29 protein-coding genes are annotated in these 15,221 nt (G+C 41.4%); all 29 read left to right on the forward strand.

All coding sequences use genetic code 11. The features are described from left to right. Positions 1-38 precede the first annotated feature (38 nt). Entirely contained in the window at positions 39-1,373 is a 1,335-nt protein-coding gene (locus BLR15_RS02970; protein WP_092984546.1) for an NCS2 family permease, read from the forward strand. 315 nt (positions 1,374-1,688) lie between these two features. Beyond that, positions 1,689-1,997 carry a 30S ribosomal protein S10 gene (rpsJ, locus tag BLR15_RS02975; RefSeq protein WP_017547645.1) on the forward strand — a complete coding sequence of 103 codons (309 nt, stop codon included), beginning with the start codon at positions 1,689-1,691 and terminating at the stop codon, positions 1,995-1,997. Between the two features lie 24 nt (positions 1,998-2,021). Continuing rightward, the gene (rplC, locus tag BLR15_RS02980) at positions 2,022-2,684 is read left to right on the forward strand and encodes a 50S ribosomal protein L3 (protein WP_052255474.1); all 663 of its coding nucleotides are present in this window, start codon (positions 2,022-2,024) and stop codon (positions 2,682-2,684) included. 30 nt (positions 2,685-2,714) lie between these two features. Then, positions 2,715-3,335, forward strand: a complete 621-nt coding sequence (gene rplD, locus BLR15_RS02985) for a 50S ribosomal protein L4 (protein WP_092984548.1) — start codon at positions 2,715-2,717, stop codon at positions 3,333-3,335. Next, complete coding sequence (gene rplW / locus BLR15_RS02990; protein ID WP_092984550.1) at positions 3,335-3,607, forward strand: 50S ribosomal protein L23; 273 nt, start codon at positions 3,335-3,337, stop codon at positions 3,605-3,607. Before rplD ends, rplW begins: the two co-directional genes overlap by 1 nt. A 32-nt stretch (positions 3,608-3,639) precedes the next feature. Further along, positions 3,640-4,470: a 50S ribosomal protein L2 gene (gene rplB, locus BLR15_RS02995; RefSeq protein WP_092984552.1), complete on the forward strand. Its 831-nt coding sequence runs from the start codon at positions 3,640-3,642 to the stop codon at positions 4,468-4,470. Positions 4,471-4,530: 60 nt separating this feature from the next. Continuing rightward, the gene (rpsS, locus tag BLR15_RS03000) at positions 4,531-4,809 is read left to right on the forward strand and encodes a 30S ribosomal protein S19 (protein WP_092984554.1); all 279 of its coding nucleotides are present in this window, start codon (positions 4,531-4,533) and stop codon (positions 4,807-4,809) included. Between the two features lie 31 nt (positions 4,810-4,840). Further along, complete coding sequence (rplV, locus tag BLR15_RS03005; RefSeq protein WP_092984556.1) at positions 4,841-5,236, forward strand: 50S ribosomal protein L22; 396 nt, start codon at positions 4,841-4,843, stop codon at positions 5,234-5,236. A gap of 20 nt (positions 5,237-5,256) precedes the next feature. Continuing rightward, entirely contained in the window at positions 5,257-5,901 is a 645-nt protein-coding gene (rpsC, locus tag BLR15_RS03010) for a 30S ribosomal protein S3 (protein ID WP_092984558.1), read from the forward strand. Between the two features lie 15 nt (positions 5,902-5,916). Then, positions 5,917-6,351, forward strand: a complete 435-nt coding sequence (gene rplP / locus BLR15_RS03015; RefSeq protein WP_092984560.1) for a 50S ribosomal protein L16 — start codon at positions 5,917-5,919, stop codon at positions 6,349-6,351. After that, positions 6,341-6,550, forward strand: a complete 210-nt coding sequence (rpmC, locus tag BLR15_RS03020) for a 50S ribosomal protein L29 (protein WP_052255482.1) — start codon at positions 6,341-6,343, stop codon at positions 6,548-6,550. The genes rplP and rpmC overlap by 11 nt, the downstream gene beginning before the upstream one ends. A 17-nt stretch (positions 6,551-6,567) precedes the next feature. Beyond that, the gene (gene rpsQ, locus BLR15_RS03025) at positions 6,568-6,831 is read left to right on the forward strand and encodes a 30S ribosomal protein S17 (protein ID WP_092984562.1); all 264 of its coding nucleotides are present in this window, start codon (positions 6,568-6,570) and stop codon (positions 6,829-6,831) included. A 29-nt stretch (positions 6,832-6,860) separates the two neighbouring features. Continuing rightward, positions 6,861-7,229, forward strand: coding sequence for a 50S ribosomal protein L14 (rplN, locus tag BLR15_RS03030; RefSeq protein ID WP_052255484.1), 369 nt, complete (start codon positions 6,861-6,863; stop codon positions 7,227-7,229). A gap of 30 nt (positions 7,230-7,259) precedes the next feature. Further along, positions 7,260-7,586 carry a 50S ribosomal protein L24 gene (rplX, locus tag BLR15_RS03035; RefSeq protein WP_092984564.1) on the forward strand — a complete coding sequence of 109 codons (327 nt, stop codon included), beginning with the start codon at positions 7,260-7,262 and terminating at the stop codon, positions 7,584-7,586. Positions 7,587-7,613: 27 nt separating this feature from the next. After that, positions 7,614-8,153: a 50S ribosomal protein L5 gene (gene rplE / locus BLR15_RS03040; protein WP_092984566.1), complete on the forward strand. Its 540-nt coding sequence runs from the start codon at positions 7,614-7,616 to the stop codon at positions 8,151-8,153. Between the two features lie 20 nt (positions 8,154-8,173). Beyond that, positions 8,174-8,359: a type Z 30S ribosomal protein S14 gene (locus tag BLR15_RS03045; RefSeq protein ID WP_052255487.1), complete on the forward strand. Its 186-nt coding sequence runs from the start codon at positions 8,174-8,176 to the stop codon at positions 8,357-8,359. Positions 8,360-8,389: 30 nt separating this feature from the next. Further along, positions 8,390-8,788, forward strand: a complete 399-nt coding sequence (gene rpsH / locus BLR15_RS03050) for a 30S ribosomal protein S8 (protein ID WP_052255488.1) — start codon at positions 8,390-8,392, stop codon at positions 8,786-8,788. 24 nt (positions 8,789-8,812) lie between these two features. Further along, positions 8,813-9,349 (forward strand): 50S ribosomal protein L6, encoded by a 537-nt coding sequence (rplF, locus tag BLR15_RS03055; protein WP_092984568.1) that lies wholly within the window; start codon positions 8,813-8,815, stop codon positions 9,347-9,349. 25 nt (positions 9,350-9,374) lie between these two features. After that, positions 9,375-9,737 (forward strand): 50S ribosomal protein L18, encoded by a 363-nt coding sequence (rplR, locus tag BLR15_RS03060; protein ID WP_092984570.1) that lies wholly within the window; start codon positions 9,375-9,377, stop codon positions 9,735-9,737. Between the two features lie 20 nt (positions 9,738-9,757). Next, positions 9,758-10,258, forward strand: a complete 501-nt coding sequence (gene rpsE / locus BLR15_RS03065; protein WP_092984573.1) for a 30S ribosomal protein S5 — start codon at positions 9,758-9,760, stop codon at positions 10,256-10,258. 15 nt (positions 10,259-10,273) lie between these two features. Further along, positions 10,274-10,453 (forward strand): 50S ribosomal protein L30, encoded by a 180-nt coding sequence (gene rpmD / locus BLR15_RS03070; protein ID WP_092984575.1) that lies wholly within the window; start codon positions 10,274-10,276, stop codon positions 10,451-10,453. Between the two features lie 27 nt (positions 10,454-10,480). Beyond that, positions 10,481-10,921, forward strand: coding sequence for a 50S ribosomal protein L15 (gene rplO, locus BLR15_RS03075; protein WP_092984577.1), 441 nt, complete (start codon positions 10,481-10,483; stop codon positions 10,919-10,921). Beyond that, on the forward strand, positions 10,921-12,219 hold the full coding sequence (gene secY / locus BLR15_RS03080; protein ID WP_092984579.1) for a preprotein translocase subunit SecY: 1,299 nt from the start codon (positions 10,921-10,923) through the stop codon (positions 12,217-12,219). Before rplO ends, secY begins: the two co-directional genes overlap by 1 nt. Before the next feature lie 13 nt (positions 12,220-12,232). Continuing rightward, positions 12,233-12,880: an adenylate kinase gene (locus BLR15_RS03085; protein WP_092984581.1), complete on the forward strand. Its 648-nt coding sequence runs from the start codon at positions 12,233-12,235 to the stop codon at positions 12,878-12,880. 150 nt (positions 12,881-13,030) lie between these two features. Then, positions 13,031-13,249: a translation initiation factor IF-1 gene (gene infA / locus BLR15_RS03090; protein WP_052255496.1), complete on the forward strand. Its 219-nt coding sequence runs from the start codon at positions 13,031-13,033 to the stop codon at positions 13,247-13,249. A gap of 30 nt (positions 13,250-13,279) precedes the next feature. Continuing rightward, positions 13,280-13,393 carry a 50S ribosomal protein L36 gene (gene rpmJ, locus BLR15_RS03095; RefSeq protein ID WP_003156543.1) on the forward strand — a complete coding sequence of 38 codons (114 nt, stop codon included), beginning with the start codon at positions 13,280-13,282 and terminating at the stop codon, positions 13,391-13,393. A 21-nt stretch (positions 13,394-13,414) separates the two neighbouring features. Beyond that, positions 13,415-13,780, forward strand: coding sequence for a 30S ribosomal protein S13 (gene rpsM, locus BLR15_RS03100; RefSeq protein ID WP_092984583.1), 366 nt, complete (start codon positions 13,415-13,417; stop codon positions 13,778-13,780). A 23-nt stretch (positions 13,781-13,803) separates the two neighbouring features. Beyond that, the gene (gene rpsK, locus BLR15_RS03105) at positions 13,804-14,193 is read left to right on the forward strand and encodes a 30S ribosomal protein S11 (RefSeq protein ID WP_092984585.1); all 390 of its coding nucleotides are present in this window, start codon (positions 13,804-13,806) and stop codon (positions 14,191-14,193) included. Positions 14,194-14,278: 85 nt separating this feature from the next. Next, positions 14,279-15,220 (forward strand): DNA-directed RNA polymerase subunit alpha, encoded by a 942-nt coding sequence (locus tag BLR15_RS03110; RefSeq protein ID WP_092984587.1) that lies wholly within the window; start codon positions 14,279-14,281, stop codon positions 15,218-15,220. Position 15,221 lies beyond the last annotated feature (1 nt).

Here is a 15,221-nt window from a genome sequence, read left to right on the forward strand (position 1 = left end):
TATTATATATAGGGAAAATAAAAGAACGGAGAAGTGAAATGAAAAAATATTTTGATTTCAAAGGACACGATACCAATTACCGGCGGGAAATCATCGGTGGTTTAACGACATTCCTGTCAATGGCATATATACTTGCAGTCAACCCTTCCATGTTATCTCTTCAAGGGATAGATGGCGTACCTGATGAAATGAAGATGGATATGAATGCGGTTTTCGTGGCGACTGCACTTGCAGCCTTTGTCGGCACGCTGATCATGGGGGTTTTTGCAAGATATCCAATAGCTCTTGCCCCGGGCATGGGGCTCAATGCATTCTTCGCCTTCAGTGTGGTTCTGACGATGGGGATACCTTGGCAGACAGCGCTGACCGGAGTTTTATTCTCCGGTATAATCTTTGTGGTGTTGACAGTTACAGGTCTGCGTGAATACATAATAAATTCCATACCTATGGAAATGAAGATGGCCGTCAGTGCCGGTATCGGATTTTTCATCACCTTTGTCGGCCTGCAGGGGGCAGGCATCATCGCTGCGGATGAAGCGACGCTTGTCAGTCTGGGACCGGTACATGATTCAGGTGTCCTGCTGGCGGCATTCGGGCTTTTGGTCACAGTCATTTTAATGGCCAAGAAAACTCCGGGCGCAATATTCATAGGGATGATTGTAACGGCGCTTGCCGGAGTTGTATTGAACCTCGTTCCTATGCCTGAAGGGGTTGTCAGCGCAGTTCCTAGCCTTAAACCGACATTCGGCGCTGCATTCGAAGCATTTTCAGAACCATCCCAGTTGTTTAATACACAGTTCTTGATTGTTGTGCTGACGTTCCTGTTTGTAGACTTTTTTGATACGGCAGGTACACTGGTGGGTGTTGCCTCCCAGGCAAACTTCATCAAAGACAACAAACTGCCGCGTGCAAACCGTGCATTGCTTTCCGACGCTGTAGCGACAATCTCCGGTTCGATACTTGGAACATCGACGACGACGTCCTATGTCGAATCCACAGCGGGTGTCGCCGCAGGTGCGCGTACCGGATTTGCGAGTATCGTAACGGCACTCTTGTTTCTGTCGGCGATATTCTTCTCTCCGCTGCTTGTGACATTTACGTCGGAGGTGACCGCACCGGCACTTATCATAGTCGGGGCGTTGATGGCTTCAAACTTGACTAAGATACCGTTCAACCAGTTTGAAATAGCAGTGCCGGCATTTTTGACGGTGTTCATTATGCCGTTGTCATACAGTATAGCAACGGGTATAGCTGTAGGATTCATTTTCTACCCGGTGACGATGATCATGGCCGGACGACGTAAAGAAATTCATCCGATGATGTACTGGCTGTTTGTCATTTTCATACTTTATTTCGTATTTGTATCGGAATGACCATTGTAATAAGTAACTGAATATCGTACAATAATAGGGTCCGAAAAAACCTGAAGCAAAAAGAGTGAAGGAATCTTAGTTTATCTATTGATTTTCTCACTCTTTTCGTGTATTATATCTAACGTTGGACTAAAAAGGCGGACGACTCTGCCTTGAATGAGAAAAGCAGGACAAACGTTGATGTTGTCCCTTTTCGATATCTGAGAAGCGAGAGGTTACTGACACACCCGGCCGCATTGCCATGGCAATGTGTTGGAAAATTTTCGTGGAGAAGTCTATCAAAACTATTGATGACGACCAAAGGAGGTAAAAATAATGGCAAAACAAAAAATTCGTATTCGTTTAAAAGCGTATGATCACAGAGTATTGGATCAGTCAGCGGAAAAGATTGTAGAAACAGCAAAGCGCTCAGGTGCAGATGTTTCCGGACCGATTCCACTGCCGACTGAAAAAACTGTCTACACTATCATCCGTGCGGTGCACAAGTACAAAGATTCACGTGAACAGTTTGAACAGCGTACGCACAAACGTCTTATCGACATTTTAAACCCTACACCGAAAACGGTTGATGCTCTAATGGGCTTGAACCTGCCATCAGGTGTAGACATCGAAATCAAATTATAATTTTTAACAGGAGGTGGACTTTCGATGACCAAAGGAATCTTAGGTAAAAAAGTTGGGATGACTCAAGTTTTCGGTGAAAACGGAGAGTTGATTCCAGTAACAGTAGTAGAAACAGCAGGTAACGTAGTAGTACAGAAGAAAGTTGAAGAAACTGACGGCTATAACGCTGTACAAATCGGTTTCGACGACAAACGCGAATACTTTGAAGGTGCTAAATCCAATAAGTATGCAAACAAAGCGGAAGCAGGACATGCTAAAGCTTCCGGAGCTCTCCCTAAGCGCTTCGTTCGTGAATTCAAAAACTTGAATGTTGAAGAATTCGAAATCGGTCAAGAAGTCACTGCAGATACATTTGAAGCAGGGGACTTTGTTGATATAACGGGAACTTCAAAAGGTAAAGGATTTCAGGGTGCAATCAAGCGTCACAATCAGTCACGCGGCCCAATGAGCCACGGTTCCCATTTCCACAGGTCACCTGGTGCTATGGCAGCAGCTGCGTATCCGGGAAGAGTTTTCAAAGGTAAAAAATTACCAGGCCGTATGGGCGGTAAGACAATTACTCTTCAAAACCTGGAAATCGTCCGTGTGGACCAGGAGCGCAACGTTTTACTGATCAAAGGTAACGTGCCCGGCCCACGTAAAGGCTATGTAAAAATTGCTACAGCAAATAAAAAGAGTGTTAAATAAATAAAAAATCAGGAAGGGAGGATTTAACACATGGCAATCGATGTTTTATCTAAAGATGGATCAAAAGTTAATTCTATGGAATTAAACCAGGATATATTTGGTATTGAACCGAACCAGCACGTATTATTCGAAGCTGTTCAATTACAACGTGCATCACTTCGTCGTGGTACACATTCAGTGAAAAACCGCTCGGAAGTTCGTGGCGGCGGAAGAAAACCATTCAGACAAAAAGGTACAGGTAACGCACGTCAGGGTACAATCCGTGCACCGCACTACAGAGGCGGCGGAGTTGTATTCGGACCGACGCCAAGAAGCTACTCTTACAAGATGCCGAAGAAGATGCGCCGTTTGGCACTTCGCTCAGCACTGTCGGCAAAAGTTAATGAAGATGTATTGACAGTAGTGGACAACATCTCATTGGATGCACCAAAAACAAAAGAATTCCAGGCTGTATTAGCGAATCTTAAAGCAGACAAGAAAGTTCTTCTTGTTCTGGAGAATGAAAATGTAAACGTAGAACTTTCATCCCGCAACTTACAAGGTGTGACGGTACTTACTCCGGAAAACCTCAATGTCCTGGATATCCTTTCTGCAGACCGTGTTATCTTCACGGAAGGTGCAATCACTAAAGCAGAGGAGGTACTTCTGTAATGGATGCTCGCGATATTATCAAAAGTCCAGTGATCACTGAACGTTCAGCAGACTTAATGCAGTTGGACAAGTACACATTTGATGTGGACGTAAAAGCAAACAAAACACAAGTCAAAAAAGCAATCGAAGAAATTTTCGATGTAACAGTTGAAAAAGTGAACATTATGAACTATAAACCGAAGAAAAAACGTATGGGTCGCTACGAAGGCTATACTAATAGAAGAAGAAAAGCGATCGTAACATTAAGAGAAGGCTCTATTGAAATCTTTTAATCAGAGCCATACCATTAAGGAGGTAAAACGAGATGGCAATAAAACATTATAAGCCAACCACGAATGCTCGTCGTAATATGACTGGTTCGGACTATGCTGAAATCACGTCAACAACTCCGGAACGGTCATTATTACAGCCGCTTCCGAGAAAAGCGGGTCGTAACAACCAGGGTAGAATGACTGTACGCCATAAAGGCGGCGGACATAAACGTCAATACAGAGTAATTGATTTCAAACGTATTAAAGACGGCGTACCTGGAAAGATTGCTACGATTGAGTATGATCCAAACCGTTCAGCAAATATTGCACTGGTTCAATATGCAGACGGAGAAAAGAGCTACATTCTGGCACCAAAAGGAATTACTGTAGGTACAGAAATCATGAGCGGGCCGGAAGCTGACATCAAGTCCGGTAACGCTATGGCACTGCAGGACATCCCGGTAGGTACCATGATTCATAATATCGAGTTGAAACCGGGCCGGGGCGGCCAGCTGGTACGTTCAGCAGGTGCACGTGCACAGGTACTTGGTAAAGAAGGTAAATATGTATTAGTCAGACTGAAGTCGGGCGAAGTGAGAATGATTCTTGCGACTTGCCGTGCAACAATCGGTGCTGTCGGCAATGAACAGCATGAGCTGATCAACGTTGGTAAGGCAGGCCGTTCCAGATGGAAAGGTCAGCGCCCTACAGTTCGCGGTTCTGTTATGAACCCTAACGACCACCCACACGGTGGTGGTGAAGGACGTACGCCAATCGGTATGCCGTCGCCATTATCACCATGGGGTAAACCTACTCTTGGCAAGAAGACACGCAGAGGTAAAAACCGTTCTAACAAGATGATTGTCAGAAAACGTAAGAAATAAATAAAATAAAGCTGTGCGGACTCATACTCCGCACACAATTTTGATGAAGGAGGCTTCCTAATGGCTCGCAGTCTTAAAAAAGGACCTTTCGTCGATGGTCATTTGATGAAAAAGGTTGAAAACTTAAATGAAACTAATAAAAAAAGTGTTATAAAAACATGGTCACGCCGTTCAACGATCTTCCCTAACTTTATCGGGCACACAATTGCAGTCTATGACGGCCGCAAACACGTACCGGTCTACGTTACAGAAGACATGGTCGGGCATAAACTTGGAGAGTTTGCTCCAACAAGAACTTTCAAAGGCCACGGCGACGACGACAAGAGAACAAAAAGATAAGAAATAACCTGTTATAAAGGAGGAACGGAACATGCAAGCGAAAGCAGTTGCTAAAACAGTTAGAATTGCTCCACGTAAAGTGAGACTTGTTTTGGATTTAATCCGCGGAAAAGAAGTCGGAGAAGCAATGTCTATCCTACAGCTTACAAATAAAAGAGCTTCGCCTGTTGTTGAAAAGTTAATCAAATCAGCAGTAGCGAACGCAGAACATAACTATGACATGGATGTTGATCATCTGATCGTATCAGAGGCATTCGCAGATGAAGGCCCAACTCTAAAACGTTTCCGTCCACGTGCTCAAGGTCGTGCGACAAGAATCAACAAACGTACCAGCCACGTAACAATCATTGTTGCAGAACCTGCATCAATTGAAGAAGATACGGCTGTAGAAACAGAAGAAAACGAAAAAGTAGAAGAAAAAGCTTAAAAATTAAGGAGGGAATTAATTTGGGTCAAAAGATTAATCCAATTGGTCTTCGTACAGGTGTCATCCGTGATTGGGAAGCAAAATGGTATGCAGATAAAGACTTCGCCGAGCTATTGCATGAAGACTTGAAAGTACGTGAATATATCGAGACAAATCTTAAAGATGCATCTATTTCTAAAGTTGAAATCGAACGTGCGGCAAACCGAGTTAATATTGCTGTTCATACTGGTAAACCAGGTATGGTTATTGGTAAAGGTGGTAGCGAGATTGATAAATTACGTACTGCTTTGAACAAATTAACCGGCAAGAGAGTTCATATCAACGTTGTTGAAGTTAAGAAAATCGACATGGATGCTAAATTAGTTGCGGAAAGCATTGCTCGTCAACTAGAAAACCGGGTATCATTCCGTAGAGCTCAAAAACAAGCACTTGGAAGAGCGCTTAAAGCTGGAGCAAAAGGTATCAAAACGCAAGTATCCGGACGTTTGGGCGGCGCAGATATCGCTCGTGCAGAAGGCTACAGCGAAGGAACAGTTCCACTTCATACACTACGTGCAGACATTGACTATGCGCATGAGGAAGCTGACACGACTTATGGTAAATTAGGTGTCAAAGTATGGATCTACCGTGGAGAAGTTCTTCCTGCAAAAAAAGATAACAAGTAAAGGAGGAAATTGATTATGTTATTACCTAAAAGAGTAAAGTACCGTCGTCAACACCGTCCGAATACAAAAGGACTGTCAAAAGGCGGTAATCAAGTATCATTTGGTGAATACGGTCTGCAGGCAACGACTACTGCATGGATCACTTCAAGACAGATCGAAGCAGCACGTATTGCAATGACACGTTTCATGAAGCGTGGCGGTAAAGTATGGATTAATATTTTCCCACACACGCCATATACAAAAAAGCCATTAGAAGTACGTATGGGTTCAGGTAAAGGTGCAGTTGAAGGATGGATTGCAGTTGTAAAACCTGGAAGAATCATGTTCGAAGTTTCTGGTGTCGAAGAAGATGTTGCTAAAGAAGCACTTCGTCTTGCAAGCCACAAACTTCCGGTAAAAACTAAAATCGTTAGACGTGAAGAATTAGGTGGTGATACGAATGAAAGCTAATGAAATCCGTGATTTAACAACGTCAGAAATCGAAGATAACGTTAAGGAATTGAAAGAAGAACTATTCAACCTACGCTTTCAGCTAGCTACTGGTCAGCTAGAAAACACTGCTCGTATCAAAACGGTCAGAAAAACAATCGCTAGAATGAAAACAACAATTCGCGAGAGAGAGCTAGAAGAAGCTAAGGCTAATCAATAATATAGGAGGGTTATATAGTGGGAGAGAAAAACGATCGTAAAGTTTACCAGGGCCGCGTAGTATCCGACAAAATGGATAAAACAATCACGGTACTTGTAGAAACTTACAAAAGACACCCTATCATCAACAAACGTGTTAAATATTCTAAAAAATATAAAACGCACGATGAACAAAATAGTGCAAAAATGGGCGACGTGGTACGTATTGAAGAAACGCGTCCGTTATCAGCGACTAAACGATTCCGTTTAGTAGAAATTGTAGAAGAGTCAGTAATTATTTAAACTATCGAAGATAAAGGAGGTCCATTCGCATGATCCAACAGGAATCCCGCTTGAAAGTTGCAGATAACTCAGGTGCGCGTGAAGTATTAACAATCAAAGTATTGGGTGGTACTGGACGTAAAACTGCGAATATCGGTGATGTCATCGTTGCAACAGTTAAAAATGCAACGCCTGGCGGCGTTGTTAAAAAAGGTGAAGTTGTAAAAGCTGTCATCGTCAGAACTAAGACCGGCGCTCGCCGTGAAGATGGTTCATACATCAAATTTGATGAAAATGCATGTGTTATTATTCGTGATGATAAAGGTCCAAGAGGTACTCGTATCTTCGGTCCGGTTGCCCGTGAATTACGCGAAGGTAACTTCATGAAAATTATTTCACTTGCACCAGAAGTATTATAATCCCAATTTATATAAGGAGGTGCGATTTTCATGCACGTAAGAACTGGTGATAAAGTCGTTGTTATTAGCGGTAAAGATAAAGGTAAAGAAGGAACAATCCTTAAAGCCATCCCTGCAAAAGAAAGAGTTGTAGTTGAAGGCGTCAATATCGTTAAGAAACACCAAAAACCTTCACAGATGAATCCTGAAGGTGGAATTTTAGAAACTGAAGCAGCGATTCATGTATCAAACGTAATGCACGTTGATCCTGAATCAGGTGAACGTACTCGTGTTCGTTATGAAGTCAAAGAGGACGGAACGAAAGTCCGGGTAGCTGCAAAATCTGGAAAAGAAATTCCAGTAGTTGAAAACAATTAATCAGTATAAGTGAAAGGAGGACTTTAAGTGGCTCGTTTAAAAGAAAGATTCAATGAATCAATTAAAACAGAACTTGTAAATAAATTTAACTATTCTTCTGTAATGGAAGTACCTAAAATAGAAAAAATCATTGTTAACATGGGTGTTGGCGATGCAGTGCAGAACTCTAAAGTGCTTGACACAGCAGTAGAAGAACTGCAGGCAATCACAGGACAGAAACCTTTGATTACAAAAGCTAAGAAATCAATTGCAACATTCAGACTCCGTGAAGGTATGCCTATCGGTGCGAAAGTGACACTGCGCGGTGAAAGAATGTATGAATTTTTAGACAAACTCATCTCAGTTTCACTGCCGCGTGTAAGAGACTTCAGAGGTGTTTCCAAAAAAGCATTTGATGGTCGAGGTAACTACACACTTGGTGTTAAAGAACAACTGATCTTCCCTGAAATTGACTACGATAAAGTTTCAAAAGTAAGAGGTATGGACATTGTAATCGTTACAACAGCAAACACAGATGAAGAGGCAAGAGAACTATTAACTCAGTTCGGTATGCCATTCCAAAAGTAAGCTATTAAGGAGGCGAAAATGTGGCTAAAAAATCAATGATTGCTAAACAGCAAAAGAAACAAAAGTTTAAAGTAAGAGAATATACTCGTTGTGAAAGATGTGGACGCCCACATTCAGTAATTCGTCAATTCAGACTATGCCGTATATGTTTCCGTGAACTTGCTTACAAAGGCCAGATACCTGGCGTGAAAAAAGCAAGCTGGTAATCGCCATAAATTGAAAGGAGGCAAATTTAAATGACAGTTTCAGATCCAATTGCAGATATGCTGACACGCATCAGAAATGCGAACATCGTCAGACATGAATCATTAGAAATCCCTGCATCAAATATTAAAAAAGAAATTGCCGATATCCTGAAATTAGAAGGATTCGTTAAAAATGTTGAATACATCGAAGATGATAAACAAGGTGTTATTCGTATGTTCATGAAATACGGAGGTAATAACGAAAGAGTTATTACAGGCTTAAAACGTATTTCTAAACCAGGGCTTAGAGTTTATGCTCAAAGAGAAGAGCTTCCAAAAGTTCTAAACGGCTTGGGTGTTGCACTGATCTCAACATCAGAAGGCGTACTTACAGATAAAGAAGCACGTAAAAGAAATATCGGCGGGGAAGTACTCGCATACGTTTGGTAATATAATTTAGGAGGTGTAATCGATATGAGTCGTGTTGGTAAACGCGTCATTGATATTCCAAGTGGAGTAACAGTTGATATTGACGGTTCAACAGTTACTGTTAAAGGACCTAAAGGTGAACTGGTAAACACTTTTAATGAAGAGATGACATTTAAACAAGAAGAAAATACACTTGAAGTTGTACGTCCAAGTGATTCTAAAGAACACCGCACAGTACACGGAACAACTCGTTCTTTAATCAATAACATGGTTGTCGGTGTTTCTGACGGTTTCAGTAAAGACCTGGAACTTGTGGGTGTTGGTTACCGTGCTCAAATGCAAGGTAAAAAACTGGTATTGAGCGTTGGACTTTCTCACCCGGTTGAATTTGAACCTTCTGACGAATTAACTATCTCAGTTGATGGAAACACTAAAGTCAAAGTAGAAGGTATCAACAAAGAATACGTTGGAGCATTGGCTTCAAAAATCCGTGCTGTAAGACCGCCGGAACCGTACAAAGGTAAAGGTATTCGCTACGCTGGCGAAATGGTTCGTCAAAAAGAAGGTAAAACTGGTAAATAATTAAACAAGTGAGGAGTGAACATCAATGATCTCTAAAGTAGATAAAAACAAAGTGCGTCTAAAGAGACATCAGCGTATACGCAACGTCTTAAGCGGTACTGCTGAAAAACCACGTTTGAACGTATTCCGCTCAAACAAACACATTTACGCACAAGTTATTGATGACAGCAGTCAAACGACTTTGGTCAGTGCATCATCTCAAGACCCTGACTTTAAACTGGACAGCGGTTCGAATAAAGATGCAGCTTCAGAAGTCGGCGCACTGGTTGCAAAACGTGCAGTAGATAAAGGCATTGAAAATGTAATATTTGATCGTGGCGGTTATTTGTATCACGGACGCGTTAAAGCACTGGCTGATGCAGCACGTGAAAATGGCCTACAATTCTAATCAAAGGAGGGAAAGCATAAATGGCTCGCAGAGATGATAAAGTAAAAGAATTCGAAGAACGAGTGGTTACTATAAACCGTATTGCTAAAGTAGTAAAAGGTGGACGTCGCTTCCGTTTCTCAGCACTGGTTATTGTTGGGGACAGAAAAGGACGTGTCGGCTTCGGTACTGGTAAAGCACAGGAAGTTCCTGAAGCAATCAAGAAAGCAGTAGAAGCTGCTAAGAAAGATTTAATCGAAGTACCTATGGTAGATGGTACTATTCCACACGAAATAATCGGCAGATTCAGTTCAGGACAAGTGTTCATGAAACCAGCTGCTCCTGGTACAGGTGTTATTGCAGGTGGACCGGTTCGTGCGGTGCTTGAGCTTGCGGGTATTACAGATATCCTCAGTAAATCACTTGGTGCAAACACACCGATCAACGTAGTTCGTGCGACATTGGCAGGTATCTCTGAACTTAAGAATGCTGAAGAAGTAGCAAAACTGCGTGGTAAAACAGTAGAAGAGATTATAAATTAAGGAGGGACAATATAAATGGCAAAGATTAAAATTACCCTCAAAAAAAGTATTATTGGGAAACCGGAAACTCAGAAGAAAACTGTAGCTTCACTGGGTTTGAGAAAAATCAACCAGACAGTTGAACATGAGGACACTCCTCAGATCAGAGGACAGGTTGAAAAAGTCAGCCACCTAGTTACAGTAGACGAAAAATAATGATATTATGATATAGGAGGTGCGAAGATGAAATTACACGAATTGAAACCTGTAGAAGGCGCGCGTAATAAACGTCACCGTGTTGGTAGAGGTATGTCTTCAGGTAGAGGTAAAACTGCCGGACGCGGACATGATGGTCAAAACTCCCGCTCAGGCGGCGGCGTAGGTTTAACGTTCGAAGGTGGACAACTTCCATTATTCCGTCGTATTCCAAAACGCGGTTTCACAAATATTAACCGCAAGGACTTTGCGATTGTTAACTTAAGTGATTTAAACCGTTTTGAAGATGGAACAGAAGTTACTCCAGAGCTGTTATTGGAAAATGGTATTGTTAAGGCTGAAAAATCTGGTATTAAAGTGCTTGGAAATGGTACGCTAGAAAAGAAATTAACAATTAAAGCTCATAAGTTTTCTGGTTCAGCTGCTAAAGCAATTGAGGAACAGGGCGGAAAATATGAGGTGATCTAATGATTGGCACAATCACCAATTTTTTTAGGATAAAGGAAATTCGAAATAAGATTTTCTTTACCCTGATAATGTTAGTCATATTTAAAATAGGGACTTACATTCCTGTACCTGGTGTAGATCCAGGTGTATTCGATATGAATCAGGGCCAGCAGGGCGTACTTGATCTTATGAATACTTTCGGTGGTGGGGCATTGATGAACTTCTCCATCCTTGCGATGGGAATAATGCCTTACATTACTGCATCAATCGTCGTTCAGTTATTACAAATGGATGTTGTTCCAAAGTTTTCAGAGTGGGCGAGACAAGGTGAAGTCGGAAGGCGCAAACTTGCTCAGTTTACTCGTTATTTCACAATTGTACTGGCATTTATCCAGTCTATTGGAATGAGTTATGCATTCAACCAGATGTTTAATGGAATGCTGATTAATGATAATAATATTGGTTCATATTTATTGATCGCGATTGTTTTGACTACAGGGACTGCATTCTTAATGTGGCTTGGTGAACTGATTACTGAACATGGTGTAGGTAATGGTATTTCAATCATTATCTTTGCAGGGATCCTCTCTGTGTTACCAAGTGCTTTAATCCAGTTATATCAACAGAGATTTACTGGTTCACAGGACACTACATTGGCGATTTTGGAATTGGCCGGCTTAATAATATTCTTATTATTATTAACTGCATTTGCTGTATTCGTACTGCAGGCAGTTCGTAAAATCCCGATCCAGTATGCGAAACGTCAAAGAACGACATCACAACTTGCACCGCAGTCGACTTTTTTACCATTAAAAGTCAACCCTGCAGGTGTTATTCCGGTCATCTTTGCAATGGCATTCTTCATGATGCCGCAAACGTTGACATTGTTCTTTCCCGACGCTGACTGGGCGCAGACGATTGCACGATTCTCTGATCCGACGAACTATGTGGGCATGATATTCTATATGCTTATCATCATCGGCTTCACGTATTTCTACTCATTTGTCCAGGTCAATCCTGAAAAGGTGGCTGACAATCTGAAGAAACAAGGAAGTTATGTACCTGGTATCAGACCGGGTAAAACCACAGAGAACTATATTACAAACGTACTATACAGACTTGTCTTTGTCGGTTCATTATTCCTGGCAGTAATTGCAATCATACCTTTAATTGTGACTAATCTGCTAAACTTGCCTCCAGCTATCCAGGTCGGTGGTACAAGTTTACTGATCGTAATCGGTGTCTCATTAGAAACAGTGAAACAATTAGAAACACAAGCAAACCAAAGAGAATACCGCGGCTTTAGAAAGCGCAGGTAGGAGGATTAAGTGGATGAATATTATATTGATGGGGCTGCCTGGTGCAGGTAAAGGAACACAGGCCTCAAAGATTATCAAGAAATACCCGATTCCTCATATTTCTACTGGTGATATGTTCCGACTGGCTATTAAAAATGAAACAGAGCTTGGAAAAGAAGCCAAGTCATATATGGACAAAGGTGAACTTGTACCTGACTCAGTCACTATAGGAATCGTTAAAGAGCGTCTGTCACAGAGTGATGCTAAAGAAGGCTTTTTATTGGATGGATTCCCTCGTACTGTTGAGCAGGCTGAAGCCTTGAATGATATAATGGATGAGTTTGGGACTCAAATCGACCGTACAATCAATGTCGATGTTGATGAAGAGGAACTTATGAACCGTCTGACAGGAAGACGTATTTGTGAAGTATGTGGAACTGCATACCATCTGGTCTTCAATCCGCCTAAGCAAGGTGGCGTATGCGATCTCGACGGTGGAAAGCTGTACCAGCGTGAAGACGATAACCCGGAAACTGTTGCAAATCGTCTGGAAGTAAATTTAAAACAAACAAAGCCTCTGCTTGATTTTTATAAAGAACAGGGTGTTCTTGTCAATGTGGACGGCTCTAAAGACATCGATGATGTATTTGTTGAGATTGATGACATTTTACAAAACTTATAAATGTTCACCTCTAAACAGTACTTTAAGGTGAATATTACGTAACTTATTATAAAAATATATGAGTTCAATATTTATTTGACGTTAAGTGAATGCGATCTTCACCTGAAGTATATTTCGACAGAAATATGAAACTGTAAAGGGGGAATTGAAGTGAGTAAACAGGATGTAATAGAACTTGAAGGTACAGTACTTGATACTTTACCGAATGCAATGTTCAAAGTTGAACTAGAGAATGGACATGAGATTTTAGCACATGTCTCAGGTAAAATCCGTATGAACTATATACGTATTCTTCCTGGCGATAAAGTTACAATTGAAATGTCACCGTATGATTTAACACGTGGCAGAATCACTTATCGTTTCAAATAATGGACTCCACATTTTAAGGAGGTAATACTCGTGAAAGTAAGACCATCAGTAAAACCCATCTGTGAAAAATGTAAAGTTATTCGCAGAAAAGGTAAAGTTATGGTAATCTGTGAAAACCCTAAGCATAAACAGAAGCAAGGATAATAAAAACGGAGGTGTAAAACTATGGCTCGTATAGCAGGAGTTGACGTACCACGTGATAAACGTGTCGTTATTTCTTTAACTTATATTTACGGAATTGGTAACACAAGAGCAGAAGAAATCGTCGCTAAAGCCGGCGTTTCTGATCAAACACGTGTTAAAGACCTGACTGAAGAAGAACTGAACAAAATTCGTGAAGTTATCGACAGTTATAAAGTGGAAGGTGACCTTCGCCGTGAGCAAAACCTGGACGTTAAACGTCTGATGGAAATTGCTTCATACAAAGGTATTCGTCACCGTCGCGGTCTACCGGTACGCGGACAGAAGACAAAAAATAATGCCCGTACTCGTAAAGGCCCGGTAAAAACAGTAGCAAACAAGAGAAAATAATTTAAAGTAAAGGAGGAGTAATGATGGCTCGTAGACAACAAAGTCGTAAGCGTAAGGTGAAAAAGCATATAGAGGCGGGCGTTGCGCACATCCGCTCAACATTCAATAACACGATCGTAACGATCACTGATGAATTTGGTAATGCTTTATCATGGTCATCAGCAGGCGCTCTAGGATTTAAAGGTTCTAAAAAATCAACACCATTCGCAGCTCAGATGGCTTCAGAAACAGCTTCTAAAGCAGCAATGGAACATGGCCTTAAAACAGTGGAAGTTACAGTTAAAGGTCCTGGTGCCGGCCGTGAAGCAGCTATTCGTGCATTACAGTCAGCAGGTTTGGAAATCACAGCAATTAAAGATGTTACGCCTGTACCTCACAATGGTTGCCGTCCACCTAAACGTCGCCGTGTGTAAGGCTTAATTTGTGACATCAAATCATATATAATAGAACACATGGTTGCATAATATTTTCGGCGTTTAAAGGGAGGAAAAGTAACTAATGATAGAAATCGAAAAACCTAGAATTGAAACAGTGGAAATATCGGAAGATTCTAAGTTTGGTAAGTTTGTTGTTGAACCTTTGGAAAGAGGCTATGGAACAACTCTTGGAAACTCCTTACGTCGCATACTATTGTCATCTTTACCAGGTGCGGCTGTAAAAACGATAGAAATAGAAAATGTACTTCATGAATTCTCAACGGTTGATAATGTGGTCGAGGATGTCACTACGATTATCACCAACATTAAACACCTTGCACTTAAAATTTATTCTGAAGAGGAAAAAACTTTGGAAATCGATGTTTCAGGTGAAGGTGAAGTAAAAGCTTCAGATATCACTCATGACAGTGATGTTGAAATTTTGAACCCTGATCTTAAAATCGCAACTGTAAGCAGCGGCGGTGTGTTCAGGATGAGAATGATCGCAAATCGCGGCCGTGGATATACATTGTCCGATGACAATAAGAGTGAACTATCCATCGGTGTTATTCCAGTCGACTCCATTTATACTCCAATTGAGAGAGTCAACTATACTGTTGAGAACACACGTGTCGGTCAGATGACAAACTTTGATAAATTGACACTTGATGTGTGGACTGACGGTTCGATTACACCGCAAGAAGGCGTTTCACTATCCGCTAAAATTATGACTGAGCATTTGAATATTTTTGTCGGCTTGACTGACGAAGCTCAAAATGTTGAAATCATGATTGAAAAAGAAGAAGACCAGAAAGAAAAAGTACTTGAAATGTCTATTGAAGAATTAGATTTATCCGTACGTTCATATAACTGCTTGAAGCGTGCCGGAATCAATTCAGTTCAGGAGCTTACTGACAAGTCAGAGGCGGACATGATGAAAGTCAGAAACTTAGGACGCAAGTCTCTGGAAGAGGTTAAGTTCAAATTGGAAGACCTCGGACTGGGACTCCGCAAAGAAGACTGAT

It is taken from the genome of Lacicoccus qingdaonensis (assembly GCF_900101075.1).
GTDB lineage: Bacteria > Bacillota > Bacilli > Staphylococcales > Salinicoccaceae > Lacicoccus > Lacicoccus qingdaonensis.

Coding starts and splice junctions, on each gene's coding strand:
- rpsK (WP_092984585.1), top strand. CDS start 13,804: ATGGCTCGTAGACAACAAAGTCGTAAGCGTAAGGTGAAAAAGCATATA.
- rplX (WP_092984564.1), top strand. CDS start 7,260: ATGCACGTAAGAACTGGTGATAAAGTCGTTGTTATTAGCGGTAAAGAT.
- BLR15_RS03110 (WP_092984587.1), top strand. CDS start 14,279: ATGATAGAAATCGAAAAACCTAGAATTGAAACAGTGGAAATATCGGAA.
- rpsJ (WP_017547645.1), top strand. CDS start 1,689: ATGGCAAAACAAAAAATTCGTATTCGTTTAAAAGCGTATGATCACAGA.
- rplN (WP_052255484.1), top strand. CDS start 6,861: ATGATCCAACAGGAATCCCGCTTGAAAGTTGCAGATAACTCAGGTGCG.
- rplV (WP_092984556.1), top strand. CDS start 4,841: ATGCAAGCGAAAGCAGTTGCTAAAACAGTTAGAATTGCTCCACGTAAA.
- rplW (WP_092984550.1), top strand. CDS start 3,335: ATGGATGCTCGCGATATTATCAAAAGTCCAGTGATCACTGAACGTTCA.
- rplB (WP_092984552.1), top strand. CDS start 3,640: ATGGCAATAAAACATTATAAGCCAACCACGAATGCTCGTCGTAATATG.
- rplF (WP_092984568.1), top strand. CDS start 8,813: ATGAGTCGTGTTGGTAAACGCGTCATTGATATTCCAAGTGGAGTAACA.
- rplR (WP_092984570.1), top strand. CDS start 9,375: ATGATCTCTAAAGTAGATAAAAACAAAGTGCGTCTAAAGAGACATCAG.
- rplD (WP_092984548.1), top strand. CDS start 2,715: ATGGCAATCGATGTTTTATCTAAAGATGGATCAAAAGTTAATTCTATG.
- rpmD (WP_092984575.1), top strand. CDS start 10,274: ATGGCAAAGATTAAAATTACCCTCAAAAAAAGTATTATTGGGAAACCG.
- BLR15_RS03085 (WP_092984581.1), top strand. CDS start 12,233: ATGAATATTATATTGATGGGGCTGCCTGGTGCAGGTAAAGGAACACAG.
- BLR15_RS02970 (WP_092984546.1), top strand. CDS start 39: ATGAAAAAATATTTTGATTTCAAAGGACACGATACCAATTACCGGCGG.
- rpmC (WP_052255482.1), top strand. CDS start 6,341: ATGAAAGCTAATGAAATCCGTGATTTAACAACGTCAGAAATCGAAGAT.
- rpsE (WP_092984573.1), top strand. CDS start 9,758: ATGGCTCGCAGAGATGATAAAGTAAAAGAATTCGAAGAACGAGTGGTT.
- rplC (WP_052255474.1), top strand. CDS start 2,022: ATGACCAAAGGAATCTTAGGTAAAAAAGTTGGGATGACTCAAGTTTTC.
- rplO (WP_092984577.1), top strand. CDS start 10,481: ATGAAATTACACGAATTGAAACCTGTAGAAGGCGCGCGTAATAAACGT.
- rplP (WP_092984560.1), top strand. CDS start 5,917: ATGTTATTACCTAAAAGAGTAAAGTACCGTCGTCAACACCGTCCGAAT.
- rpsS (WP_092984554.1), top strand. CDS start 4,531: ATGGCTCGCAGTCTTAAAAAAGGACCTTTCGTCGATGGTCATTTGATG.
- secY (WP_092984579.1), top strand. CDS start 10,921: ATGATTGGCACAATCACCAATTTTTTTAGGATAAAGGAAATTCGAAAT.
- rpsM (WP_092984583.1), top strand. CDS start 13,415: ATGGCTCGTATAGCAGGAGTTGACGTACCACGTGATAAACGTGTCGTT.
- rpsH (WP_052255488.1), top strand. CDS start 8,390: ATGACAGTTTCAGATCCAATTGCAGATATGCTGACACGCATCAGAAAT.